This window comes from Paenibacillus sp. FSL H8-0315 (assembly GCF_038005365.1).
Classification (GTDB): Bacteria; Bacillota; Bacilli; order Paenibacillales; family Paenibacillaceae; genus Paenibacillus_AQ; species Paenibacillus_AQ odorifer.
The window spans coordinates 1,598,930-1,611,542 of sequence record NZ_JBBOTA010000001.1; the positions used below are offsets into that span (position 1 = coordinate 1,598,930).

Below are 12,613 nucleotides of genomic sequence, written 5' to 3' on the forward strand. Positions count from 1 at the left end.
ATTTCCGCCCTCAGCCTGCTTCCAATCTTATCTATGCTCCGGCTCCAGACAGAGCCGGAGCATATCGTCCACATGGGCCGTTGCCAGACATTCCACCGTATCTGCAGAGCCGTAATAGATCTTGACCTCGCCGTCATCCTCCAGAATCATCCCTCCCGGAAAAATCACATGATTGCGGAAGCCCCCGCCAATCTCATAGTCTGTCTCCGGTGCCAGCAGTGGCTGCCTGCTCATGCCGATCACCTTGCGGGGGTCCTCCAGATCCAGCAGCATAATTCCGGCGGTATAGCGCTTCTTCCAGGTGTCCTCCCAACCTTGCTTGCCTCTGGCCGGGTCCACATCCACCGCATGGAAGGTGGTCAGCCAGCCCTTATCCGTCCGGACCGGAGGTGCGGCCGGGCCAACCTTGTCATTGGCAAACGGCACCTGCTCGACGGCGAGCAGTAGGCTGGAGTTGCCCCAATGCTTCAGGTCCGGCGACTCGGAGATCCAGGCATCGAAGCGGTCCCGGCCGCCGCGGCTGTATACCGTGAAGGGACGCTCCAGCCGGACATACTTGCCGCCGATCAACTCGGGAAACAGTACCATATTGCGCAGGTCCGGTGTAGACAGGCTGAGCACCTCGAAGTGCTCCAGATCATCGGTAACGGCAATTCCGCCGCGGATGCCATGGTGCGTATCCACGGCAAAACACATATAACAACGGCCGCCGATTACGGTCAGGCGCGGGTCGTAGGCGCGGATAATTTCCTCGTCATGAATTTTGAACACTGGCTTCGGGCCGGCGGTCCAGCTCAGCCCGTCGTCACTGTAAGCAATGCCGAGATCCGTGGTGTGGTGCGGCTCAAGCGTCTGATCTACCAGTGAGCCGTAATCATTACGGAAGATCATCACATACTTGCCGTTAAATTTCGTTACACCGGCATTGAATACCAGTGCGGTGGGGTAAGGAACCTTCGTTGCATCCAGCACAGGATTGCCCGGATACCGCCGGATGAACGGGGCAGATTGCAGAATTGCCGGAGCGTGTTGAGTCATGGGGTGTACCTCCTTGAATGTCAAATATGGAATATGGGTTGCGCAGGGCCGGACCGCTACCCTTTGAGGGAACCGGCTGTCATCTGCATGAAGGATTTGTTGGCGAACAGATAGGCTACGAGAATCGGCAGAATGGACAAGCAGGCGCCTGCCATCATATAGTGGGTCTGGGAAGCGGCCGAAATCCCGTATTTCAGGTTCGCCAGCCCGACAGTCAGCGTCTGCAGCTCCGGCTTCGTCATCGTGAACACGAGTGGCAGCAGATATTCATTCCACGCGCCGCGGAAGGTGAACAGCGCACCTACGCCGAGTCCGGGTCCGAGCAGCGGCAGAATAATCCGCCAGAAGGTGCGGCCGGGGGAGCTGCCGTCCATCAGCGCCGCCTCATCCAGCTCACGGGGAATCCCCTTCATGAAGCTGGACAGAATGAAGAAGATCGAAGCATGGGCGGAGATCAGAATCAATATGACCCCCCACAGGCTGCTGTGCAGATGAAGCTTGACCATCAGATCAAACTGCGGACGCAGCACGACCGCCCCTACTGCCACGAACATAGTGAAGGATTGCAGGCCGATATACAGTTTCTTGCCTGCAAAATCCATCCGGTCCACCACATAAGCCGCCATGGATGATACCAGCAGCGTGCCAACCACCGCCGCCAGAGAGACAATCAGGCTGTTCAGCGTATATCTGGAGAAATTCGCCTGTGCCCAGGCTTCGGCATAGTTCGAGAAATGCCAGCTATCCGGCAGGAAGGTGGCTCCCGCAGTCAGTTCGGCATTTGTCTTGAAGGAGCCGAGAATGGTGATAACAACCGGAATCAGGGTGATAAAAGCAAATGCCAGCAAAAAAATCCACAGGATGATATTGCCCAGTATGGTTCTTATTCTCATAATAGCCTCTCTCCTCAATCGGTCTGATTCATACGTCTGGATGCGTAGAAATAAATGAGCGATATGATCCCGACGATGACCGCAGACACGAAGGCGACCGCACTGCCGTATCCGAACTCTTGGACCTGGACCGCCGCGCTGCCTCCGCCGACAGGGAAAAATAATTTGTACAAATACAGGAACATCACCTCTGTCTTGCCTACAGGACCGCCTTCGGTCAGCACCATAATGCTCTCGTATCCCTTCAAAGCTGTAATGATCGCCAGCATAATGACCATCTGCATGACAGGCCCGAGCATCGGCAGGGTGACATAGCGGAACTGCTGGAGTCTGCCTGCTCCGTCCAGGGAAGAGGCTTCATAAACATCCTCCGGGATATTCTGCAGACCGGCGAGGAAGAGCAGCATGTAATTGCCGACCGCCCCCCAAGCCGCAACCAAAATGACGGTGAGCATGGCATATTTCGGCCCCAGCCAGTCCACACCGGAATCGGAAAGGCCCGAACGGATCAGGAACTGGTTGAGAATCCCGTTATACGAGTTAAAGATCGTGAAGAAGACTACGGCCATTACGGCGGTACTGATGACGGTCGGCATGAAGAAAATCCCCCGCAGCAGCTGTCTGCCCCGCAGCCCCCGATTCAATATGGAGGCCAGCAGCAGAGCCAGCGGAATAGTGATCAGCAGCTTGCCGCCTGCATAGACAAACGTGTTCACCACCGAATCCCAGAACTGGGTATCCTTCAGGATGCGGCTGAAATTGGCCAGCCCGGTAAACCGGGCCGTTCCGAACCCTTTGTAATCATAGAACATATAGCGGAACGCCCAGGCAATCGGATAAATCCCGAGGACCAACGTGAGCAAGGCACTTGGAAAGATAAAGCTGTATGAAAATAAGGCTTGTTTTGTTTTGTTCATCTGGTTTCTTCCGGCTCCTCTCCCTTGCGGCCAGAGCAGAGGGATGGGAAAGCTGCTTCCTTATCCCTCTGCTTTGGCCTATATCTCTATCCCTGACCTTCCATCTACTTGGCGAACTTGCCGCCCAATGCGGCGGGGTCAAAGCCGGCATCCGGCTCGGCCTTCACGCCATCATTCGCAATCACGCTGTCCAGTGCAGTGTTATAGCGTTTGTTCAGATCGGCGATAATTGCCTTCAGATCGCCGCCGTTCAGCATATACTTGAAGAAGGCGTCATCCGATTTCATCCCTTCCGGTGCTACAGACGGATAGACCGGCCACACTCCATCGTGCTTGTTCGGCAGGAAGCCTTCAATGCCGTTCACATCCGGTGTCTTGGCTACTGCGCTGACGGATGGAACCATGGAGATGCCAAAGCCTTTTTCCTGATAATCCGTCAGCACCTGATCGCCGTACATGAACTCCATGAACTTCCAGGCTGCTCCTTTGTGCTCCGACTTCGAGCTCAGCGCCAGCCACTGGCCCCCGAGGAAGCCCGAAGCCCCCTTCACGGTGCCGTCGATGGTCGGAACCGGAGCGGCTGCCCAGTCAATCTTGGCCGGGAACTGATTCTTGTAGACGCCCGGCTCCGAGGAGTAGGACATATACATTCCGATTTTGCCCTCTGCAAACTGCGCCCGCAGCGGATCAATATCCAGCGATTCCACACCCGGCAGCATGCTGCCGTTGTCCCGGATCTGCTTAAAGGCATTGATGATCGACTCGAAGCCGCTGAAATCGTAGCGGGCCGTCTTGAAATCATACCCGAAACCGCCGTAGCCGCTCATCTCCGCAATCACCCGCGCCGAACGCGCAAACGCGCTTCCGGGGCTTTTGAAGTTCTGGGCGAAGCCGTAAGCGCCGTCCGCTTTACCGGCTTCCGTCAATTTTTTGGCGGTATCCACCAGCTCCTGCAGGGTAGCTGGCGGATGCTCAACGCCTGCTTTGGCGAACAGATCCTTGTTGTATACTAGACGCATGGTTGTTCCATAATTCGGCAGACTGTAACGCTTGCCGTCAAATTCATTCAGATCCGGCATGACCGGGAATTTCGTCTTCAGCTCATCGGTGAGGAACTCGTCAATGGGAGCGAGAAAGCCTTTTTTGTAGAAGGTCTGGATGGTATTCTCCTTCACCCGGATTACATCCGGCGCATCGGAGGTCTGGAAGGACAGATCGAGTGCGGTATCGAAGTCGTCGCCCTTGACGACCAGCTCCACCTCAATCCCGTCAGTATTGGTTGCGTTGAACTCGGCTACCTTGTCCTTCACGAAATCCGCATCATGACGGTCGCCGGTCCAGTAGCTGATTTTGGTCTTGTCCCCCGAGCCGCCTGTCTTCCCGTCTCCCTTACCTTCTGCAGCATTGCCACCGTTACCGTTGCCGCAGGCTGTCAGGCCAAGTGCCAGGACCAGGCTCAGAGATGTTATTAGCATACGCTTCATCATTGGTAGTTCCCCCTTATATATCCCTGTTGTATTCGCTTACAACCTGATTATAGACGGATTGGCGCATCCGGATAAGGCGGGTAAGCCCACTTTAAGGGCAGATTTCTGCAGGAGCTTTATACAGTGAAGGGAGGCCACCTCCGCCCTGCGGACATGCCTCCCCTGCGCATTTTTATTCTTTTCCAAGATAATGCAGTTTGAACTCGGACGGGGTCATTCCGGTATATTTCTTGAACACCTCGCTGAAATAGCGCCTGTGCTCATACCCGAGATCCTGGGCGATCTCCTGAACCTGCCGGCCGCTGATCAGCATCGCCTTAGCCTTCTCCATCTTCTCGTGCATCACATACTGCTGAAACGAAATCCCCTGCACCTTCTTGAACAGGTTGGAGAAATACCCCTGGCTGAGGTTAATCTGCTTCGCCACCTGCTCCAGCGACAGCCCCGTATCCAGATGGCTATCGATATAAGCGGCGGCCTGGCGGATAATCCGCGTGGACTCCAGGGAACGGGCCTCCGTAACCAGCGCACAGGCCTCCCGGCACAGCCCGGACAGCAGGTCCCGGATATCCTGCAGGGAAGGATGCACCCGGTTCTTCAAGACGGCAATCCTGTGCTCCAGCGGCTCCACCTGCCCGTAGGGGAACTGCTCCAGCAGGACCCGGCAGATCCTGTAGCCCAGCTCATAGCCGACGCTTTCCACATAACGCGGCTCAGGCAAAAGCCCGCTGTCCAGCAGCTCCGCGAATAGTTGATCGAGCATCTGCAGGCTTTTGGCAGAATTGCCGGAACGCAGGGCGAACAGTAACTCCTGCTCAACGGCGGCGGAGTAGCTGTGAAGTGCGAGCGGTTTATTCTCAATATTGCTGTAAATGTAGACCCCGTTTCCTCCGGTGTAGAAATGATAACCCAGCGCGCTAATCGCCTGCCTGTACGCTACACCCAGCTCCTGGATCGCCGCTACGCCCAGCCCCACGCCAATGGAAAGCGTATGCCTGGAGAATCGGCTTACATTCGTGCAGCAGGTCTCCGTAACCAGCGCCGCCGTATCCGGGTCCGAGCCGTTCATGATGCAGACGTACCGGTCTGTCGCCTCCCGGATAATGACGCCGCGGGTCCAGGCGGAAATCGTCTCTTCGAGAATATTATGCAGGCTGAACCGCAGCAGCTCGACCTCCTGCACAGGCTGGCCGCTCAGCTTCTCCGTGAAATGATCGATTTCGGCGACAAATACGAAGAAATCATGCTGGTCCAGAGGGATATCGAGATAGGCCCAACGAGAACGTGCATCCGATTCTGTCGTCTGGTGGTGCAGCAGGAAGATGAGATATTCCTGGCGGAGAATAGGTAGACTTTCTCTAATTTTGGCCTCCATCACAGCAAGTCTGGTGGTCTCCTGACGCTCCTCCCGGCACAACTCCCTGGCCTTCAGCACAGCCTGCACAATCTCGTTCAGGGAAAAGGGCTTCTTGACGAAATCAAGCGCCCCTAGTCGGATGGCTTCCTGGGCATAAGAGAACTCCGAGTAGGCGCTGAGGATAATAATCTTGCAGTCCGGCAGTTCCTCCAGAATCGCCCGGGTCATCTGCAGACCGTCCATTCTTGGCATCCGGATATCAGTCAGCACAATGTCCGGCCGGCTCTCGCGGATAATCTGCAGCCCCGCTTCACCGTCCAGCGCTGTACCGACTACCTCAATACCGTGCTCCTGCCATGGCGGCTTGCTCGAGACCATCTCCACCACACTTTTAATATCGTCGATTACACATAATTTGAACTTTTCCAGCTCCAGCTTCCGGTCCATCCTTCATCTCTCCTCTTCTGAGGGAATCCACAGATCCGTCCGTGATCCCTTACTTGGTTCGCCGCCCACATCCATACGGGCTTCGTCCCCGTAATACAGCGCCAGCCGGTGCCTGATGTTGAACAGGGCATAACCTTTCCTCGACTGCGGAGCCCTGAGCATCCCCTGCTTGACCCGTACAGCATCAAGTCCCCGTCCATTGTCGGTAATGCAAATATGCAGCAGCCCCTGCTCCCGGCTGACCGTGATGTCTATCCTGCCTCCTATAGTCCGGTCGCTGAATCCATGCTGGATGCTGTTCTCCACCACCGGCTGCAGGATAATCTTGGGCATCAGACAGGTAAGCAGTGCCTCATCCTCTACCGTCACCGTGTATTCGAACAGACCTTCATAGCATTTCTGCTGAATAGCGAAATACTGCCGCACGTGGGACAGCTCATCCGCAAGGGTAATCAGATCCTTGCCGCCGCTGAGCCCGATCTGGAACATCTGCGACAACGACAGGATCATCTCATTTACATCGTCATTCTCCCCCATGACCGATTTGCAATAGATGGTATTGAGTGTATTGTACAGAAAGTGCGGCTCCATCTGGGCCGTAAGCGCGCGGATCTCTGCATGCCGCTTGTCCTCCTCCTTGGTCTTCACATCCGCGATCAGCGTCTTAATCTCTGACATCATCCGGTTGAACTGAAAGCCCACCTGGGCAACCTCGTCCTCATAACGGCTCTCATACACCACGCTGAGCTGGTTCTCTTCGACTCTGCGCATCAGCCGCCGCAGCTTGAACAGGGGCTTCAGCAGCACAGATGTCAGCTGGTTGGAGATCAGCCAGGTGGCCAGCAGGAAAACAACGATGACATAGAGGGTAATGCGCTGCACCCGCTGCAGCTTGCCCAGCAGCTGGTCCCGCGACTGCATGCCGGAGATGATCCAGTCGGGTGATACCGCTGAGCTTGTATAATTAACCAGATACTTCTTGCCGCCATAGCTGTAGTGGTCCTGCGGATCGGCCGCTTTCCCGGCTTCGGCAAGCACCGGCTTCCAGGGGAACCTGCCCCGGAACGGCCAGCGGGACTCCACCACCGCCTCTCCTTCCCCGCTCACCAGATAATAATTTCTCCCTGCTTGTTCTCCGCCTGTATTCAGCAGCTCATCTATCCGGCTCTCCCTGATATTGACCACAATAAATACATTGCTGATCGGCGTGTAAGGGTATTCATAAATCCCCCGGACTACGAAGGAGACCACCCGCTGGCTGCCCGTGAACAACCGGTCATAATGTCCTTTGGCCCAGTAGCCGCCCGGCCGCTCCTTGCTCAGATCATATAATTCCGAGCCGTAGAACGAGTTGTCCTGCGCCCGGATCTGCGTAGTGGAATAGAAATCGCCAATCGGGGTAACGATCAGCACGTTTTCGATGATCGGCTGATTGAACGTTACCTGGGAGAGCACATATTGCAGATCCGACAGATGGACATAGTAATTCGACACATCATGGCTGAACACATCGAGCATCATCTTGCGGTACGCATCGCTCAGCATCAGGGACTGCACAGACAGCGCCACATCATTCAGGCGGGAATCCAGCAGCTGTGCCGTCTTGCTTACGGTCTCCCGGCTGCCGGCGTAGGCATTATCCTCGATCTCCTGCGCGGCAATCCAATACGAGAAGCTGCCCATTGCACCGATGGACAGCGTAATCAGCACGATGAACGAGAACAGAATCCTCTGTTTGATGGATATCCGGTAATACCTGCCGGCGATCTGCTGCCGGATCTTACGGCCATAGGCTGTGAATGTATTCATAGTTCCCCCTTCTTGAGCATGTATCTCCCTATGTTTGTATGTTCTTGTCACTTGTACCATATGGCTGCTCCAGTCCGGTGTCAAGACAGGGCATGATTATTTAGCGGATTCCGTCCCTTATTATCAATAGGCAGGGGGCCCTCCGCATAACATGGTGCGGAGTCACTAATCATGGCTCAAGTTGACGGGAAGCTGCGCGATTGAGTAATTATGCTTGTGACGGTCAGTCCATTCCGTTTGATGCCTTTCTGCGGCAAATGTTGAACGATCCAACAGTAGCAGAGCTCACTGATTTTGTTGCCTCATACGTAAAAAATAATACAATTAGCCAAACTGACGGTTTCAAGGGCGATTCTATGAAGCATGAAACAGAGATGGGGGGAACGTTGAGCGAAGTCCTGCCCCAACTGAATACTGGCGGCAACGCAGTGTTCACTTATTATGGCGGCGGGCAATCTGGTCTGCTTCATGTGGTATTCCATGTATAGGTCTGGTAACAATATACTGCTTCCATTTGCTGCTTCGACATCTGGATGTGAAGATGTAAAACTACGTCAAAATTTCAATTTTACGTTTTTATTTCCGCTTGATCATCTTTACAGTAAATCACGCTTAATTTTTGCGATCTGTCACAGTTCTAGCTGTTCTCTAGGGTTAAGCCCCTTAACAGTCTGCAATAACTCCACTACTGTACCACTTAATTCACCAATAGTTGAATGCTCCTTCCCGGTTAAAAGCCATTCATAAGAACAACCGAACTCAGAGCAAATTGAGAAAACCGTCTCTATTGCCGGCTTACCTTTTCCAGATTCCAAATCACTAAGGCTGCCTTGAGAAACACCGATTTTATTAGCAAAATCCGTTTGTTTAAGATTATGTATTTTTCGTAGTTGTTTAATATTTGCCCCAATAGTGTTCATTTAACCGCCTCCACACTACGATTTATGCCAACAATTGATCCACGAGCTTTTGAACCTAAAATCAGTTTTAGCCATTTAGAGTATCTTTAATAATACTCAAGGAAAACCATTAAAAAAGCCCTGATAAATCAAGGGTTTCTTGACCATCAGGACTAAGATACTTGTGCCAAAAATCGTTACAAACGCTGACAAGATGAATTACAACTCACACGTAGATAAATTCTCCGCAACCTTTAACAAAATTCTCGGCAATTTCCTTTTGACTCATCCGGGTGACAATCCCTGAAAAAATACCAAGTGCAAAGAAAAGCGCTCCGATCTCAGTCATATACCAGCCTTTGCTCAGTATTCCCCAGACAATAAGCCCCAAGGTAAAGATGAAGCCGCCAATAATTAATTTATCCCGATTCGAGAAACTTACTTCTATCCCATCGTTCTCCTTGATGAAGTGTTGGCGGTTTAGAATATCATTTTGGAATACCGCTGAAAATCACCATGGCTATCGGAATCACTTTTGAGTCTTCCGGCTAAAGCCATCAGTGCCCGGTCAATCGCCCCCGTCTGCAGAATAATTCTAAAAGCTCCCCCTACAATCAGGACGAAGGCGACGACATCAGCAGCATTGATGATTCCCTCCAACGGCGCACTGGCAATTTGGGCAAATCCTTGTCTCAAATCCCCTTGCTCACTGATTTTAGGAACGGTATGATAGGTTCCTTGTCAACTATTAATTTATTCAGAATTCAACTCCAAAATATCTTCGGCAGCGACGATCTGTAATGCTCTGATTTTTAAAATAAAAAAATCGCATGACCTCAATATTTCATGAGAGTCATGCGATCTTCTGGTCAAGGATGATAAGACGGGGATAGAACCCCTACGGTATAGGAACAGTCCGAGATGATGTTGCAGATATAATCACAGGCGAAACAATTATTACTGAATAGCCTTTAATCTTCTATTTCAACGATTACATTAATGATAGAAGCATCATGGTCTTTAATACGAAGTGGTGCTGCGAAGGCAGAAATGAGTTTTTTGCCAACTAATGGAGCTGGGTTAATATCTTCATAAATGAGCATTGTCGGCTCTTTATATTTCTCATGATCTAAAAAGGCATGATGGACAAAATAGCCGTTTCTTTTTGCTTCTGCCAAATTTTCAATGCTCAAGGTATCAATAGCTACTGCTTTGCAGTTTGGGAGCTTCGTCCGGATGTATTCGGCAGCTTCCGAAGAGACAGCAGGAAAATTATTGGCGTATTTTTCGAAATCCGTATCTCTGTGTTTCCAATAGCTCGTGTTGAAGATTAGAATATCCGCTTCATTAAGTTCTTCATATTCCTCAAGCATGTCGATTGTGATAAAGCCGTTTGGGCCAAGCGGGCAGTCAATTAATAGTGGGCTTCTGTAGATGAAGTCTTCTATAGGAACAGCATCTATCCCCTTACCGTTATTCAAATGATGCCATGGTGCATCGACATGGGTACCAGCATGAAGATAAATGCTTAACACACTTCCGTTCCATTCATCTCCTTTAATCAAGCGCTCTCTAGGATCTAATTTCACTTCTGGTAATCCTGGAAAAATAGGCATTCCTTCATAAATTGGGTAACCAATTTCGACGAATTTTGAAATAGTAACACGCTCCTATAGATCACATAATTCCCCTCTACGTATACTCATTTTTTGTACAGGATTTATGCTGGTCCGATAATGTAACGATAATATTACAGCTTAAAGTTGTTGATAAATAGTACATTATTGCAGTAATTATTATATAGCTTCCTAAAATGCCACTCTTAGTGTGTATTTTTCAAACTATTTGTTCTGATGACCCAAAGAATAAATTATATTGGCAATGGTTTGCGGACTTTCTCCCCCGTTTGACTCGAGCCACTGATTAATGACACCAATAGATCCATAAACCTTGTAAGTGAAAGAATAGTCCCTTAGAAAGGGTTCGTTCCAATTTTGTTCAAGTAAAACTCGTGTTAAAAATTCACTTTTTCCACTCTCTGAAATTAGAAGCTGATACATGGTTTTCTTATCTTGAATAATGTTTAACAGTTTGACCATGGATTCTTCAGATGTGCAAGGACTGCCTCCTTCTTGTAATGCTTCCACCAATTCTTTATTAAATTCATTCTGCATCACTTCAAATAATTCAAAAGGATCTTTGTAGTGCAAATAAAAGGTGCCACGGTTGATATCAGCGTAGTTACATATTTCAGTGACCGTTATTTGAGGTAACTTTTTAGTTTCTAATAAAACCAGGAAGCTCTCTTTAATGAGATTAATCGTATATTTAGTTCTTCTGTTATTCTTGGTTCCAACCATATGCTCCTCCTGTTCTATCCTTTCAACATAATAGATGTAATCTGTTTACTTCATAACATTTACAAAGGTATTGATTATTGTGATTGTTCAGACGTATAGATTATACTGACAACACGACATTAAATCAACACATGTCCACTTAATGAGGAATTAATAAGCCAAAATCTATTTTTATATAATACAAGGAGATGAACTAACAATGACAATCACTTCAGATAAAACAAACATTCTTATAGTAGGTGCAGGAGCAGTAGGTTTCTCTGTAGGTTACCATCTACACTTATCAGGCACCGATGTTACCTTTCTTGTACGAAAAGGACGAAAAGCAGACTTCGCTCCTCCTCAGAAACTATATTGCTATGACGATGCTACATTGAAAGATTTTAGCAACTTTAATGTCATAGAAGATATAGAAGAAATAGAACCTCAGCAGTATCAATTTATTATTATTACATTGGACGGAAATGTGAGCCGTTCACCAGAAGGCGTAGCTACGTTATCCAAATTGGGAGATGTCGTTCGTAATTCTAAAACTACGGTGATTATGAGTGCGTTTGGAAGCGGGATTCGTGAACATTACATTCAGTACATGAGACTTCCGGAAGACCAGCTGTTAAGAGGAATACTGGGTACGTTAAGTCATCAATCCAAGGCTGATTTGCCTGTGCATGCACCAACAGACCCCAAACTCATTAACCAAGCCATTGTCTGTTACAAACATCCGGCGAACAAGGTCGGTTTCCAGGTCGAGAACAATAATAAATCAGCTGCCAAACAATTTAGCGCACTGTACAATAACTCTGGGGTCTCACGCTGTGGTCAAGTAAGTCCGGCGATGTTCAATATTTACTCTAGTATAGGTTTTCCTGTATACGCTGCTTGTGATATCGTAGGTTGGCCTAAATTCTCAGCCGTTATTGCAAATAAAGATCTTTGGCAGCTCGCTTGCCGTGCTCAGGGTGAAATAGCATCCCTGCCCAAGCATGGTCTAATCGGTAAGATTATGAGTTTTGTGATGGGGCCACGCATGACAGCAAAAATACATCTCAAAATGGAACAAGATATGCTGCCGCTAGATTATCAAGCATTCAATCGTTTCCATCATGGGGGTAAAGTGAAGGCTCAGGATGTAGAATCTATACGGAATTCGATTGTAGAGGGAGAACTTCAAGGCCGGCAGATGAAGGCTTTAAAGGAATTATTGCAACGTGTTGAACATAATTAACATCCGCACAAAAAACAGTATTTCATCAAAGATGAAATACTGTTTCCGCTCCGAACATTCATAATAGCGAATAACATTTTCCTTGTTCAGCTTGGAAGGTTACACTTTCGTCCTTTGCTGCCCGCTGACTTCGTGCCACCCGTGCTGATATGCAGCATTCGGTCAGCCCACATATGGCAGG

At 49.9% G+C, this 12,613-nt stretch carries 13 protein-coding genes; 2 read left to right on the forward strand and 11 right to left on the reverse strand.

What is annotated here, in order from left to right:
- Positions 1 to 27: 27 nt before the first annotated feature.
- From MHB56_RS06880 to MHB56_RS06905, 6 genes are all read right to left on the reverse strand, one after another.
- Complete coding sequence (locus MHB56_RS06880) at positions 28 to 1,038, reverse strand: glycoside hydrolase family 130 protein (protein ID WP_143759935.1); 1,011 nt, start codon at positions 1,036 to 1,038, stop codon at positions 28 to 30.
- A 56-nt stretch (positions 1,039 to 1,094) separates the two neighbouring features.
- A complete protein-coding gene (locus tag MHB56_RS06885) occupies positions 1,095 to 1,931 on the reverse strand; it encodes a carbohydrate ABC transporter permease (protein ID WP_036683306.1) in 837 nt (278 codons plus the stop codon).
- A 14-nt stretch (positions 1,932 to 1,945) separates the two neighbouring features.
- Positions 1,946 to 2,848 carry a carbohydrate ABC transporter permease gene (locus MHB56_RS06890; protein ID WP_036683309.1) on the reverse strand — a complete coding sequence of 301 codons (903 nt, stop codon included), beginning with the start codon at positions 2,846 to 2,848 and terminating at the stop codon, positions 1,946 to 1,948.
- Positions 2,849 to 2,952: 104 nt separating this feature from the next.
- Positions 2,953 to 4,335 (reverse strand): ABC transporter substrate-binding protein, encoded by a 1,383-nt coding sequence (locus MHB56_RS06895; RefSeq protein ID WP_036683312.1) that lies wholly within the window; start codon positions 4,333 to 4,335, stop codon positions 2,953 to 2,955.
- A 172-nt stretch (positions 4,336 to 4,507) separates the two neighbouring features.
- Positions 4,508 to 6,139: a response regulator gene (locus MHB56_RS06900; protein WP_312149128.1), complete on the reverse strand. Its 1,632-nt coding sequence runs from the start codon at positions 6,137 to 6,139 to the stop codon at positions 4,508 to 4,510.
- Between the two features lie 3 nt (positions 6,140 to 6,142).
- Positions 6,143 to 7,948: a cache domain-containing sensor histidine kinase gene (locus tag MHB56_RS06905; protein ID WP_341143425.1), complete on the reverse strand. Its 1,806-nt coding sequence runs from the start codon at positions 7,946 to 7,948 to the stop codon at positions 6,143 to 6,145.
- A 200-nt stretch (positions 7,949 to 8,148) separates the two neighbouring features.
- On the opposite strand from MHB56_RS06905, the gene MHB56_RS06910 reads away from it, so the two are divergent.
- Positions 8,149 to 8,436, forward strand: a complete 288-nt coding sequence (locus MHB56_RS06910) for a hypothetical protein (protein WP_036683320.1) — start codon at positions 8,149 to 8,151, stop codon at positions 8,434 to 8,436.
- Positions 8,437 to 8,577: 141 nt separating this feature from the next.
- Here the strand turns inward: MHB56_RS06910 and MHB56_RS06915 are convergent, their stop codons facing one another.
- From MHB56_RS06915 to MHB56_RS06935, 5 genes are all read right to left on the reverse strand, one after another.
- Positions 8,578 to 8,868, reverse strand: coding sequence for a helix-turn-helix domain-containing protein (locus MHB56_RS06915; protein ID WP_341143426.1), 291 nt, complete (start codon positions 8,866 to 8,868; stop codon positions 8,578 to 8,580).
- A gap of 205 nt (positions 8,869 to 9,073) precedes the next feature.
- Positions 9,074 to 9,334 carry a hypothetical protein gene (locus MHB56_RS06920; RefSeq protein ID WP_256717515.1) on the reverse strand — a complete coding sequence of 87 codons (261 nt, stop codon included), beginning with the start codon at positions 9,332 to 9,334 and terminating at the stop codon, positions 9,074 to 9,076.
- Positions 9,328 to 9,543 (reverse strand): hypothetical protein, encoded by a 216-nt coding sequence (locus MHB56_RS06925; protein ID WP_076128872.1) that lies wholly within the window; start codon positions 9,541 to 9,543, stop codon positions 9,328 to 9,330. The genes MHB56_RS06920 and MHB56_RS06925 overlap by 7 nt, the downstream gene beginning before the upstream one ends.
- Before the next feature lie 275 nt (positions 9,544 to 9,818).
- Positions 9,819 to 10,505 (reverse strand): cyclase family protein, encoded by a 687-nt coding sequence (locus tag MHB56_RS06930; protein WP_076310155.1) that lies wholly within the window; start codon positions 10,503 to 10,505, stop codon positions 9,819 to 9,821.
- A 183-nt stretch (positions 10,506 to 10,688) separates the two neighbouring features.
- Entirely contained in the window at positions 10,689 to 11,207 is a 519-nt protein-coding gene (locus MHB56_RS06935; RefSeq protein WP_076128868.1) for a TetR/AcrR family transcriptional regulator, read from the reverse strand.
- 199 nt (positions 11,208 to 11,406) lie between these two features.
- Here MHB56_RS06935 and MHB56_RS06940 point away from each other — a divergent pair, with 199 nt between their 5' ends.
- Positions 11,407 to 12,432 carry a ketopantoate reductase family protein gene (locus MHB56_RS06940; protein ID WP_076302547.1) on the forward strand — a complete coding sequence of 342 codons (1,026 nt, stop codon included), beginning with the start codon at positions 11,407 to 11,409 and terminating at the stop codon, positions 12,430 to 12,432.
- The last annotated feature ends 181 nt before the right edge of the window (positions 12,433 to 12,613 follow it).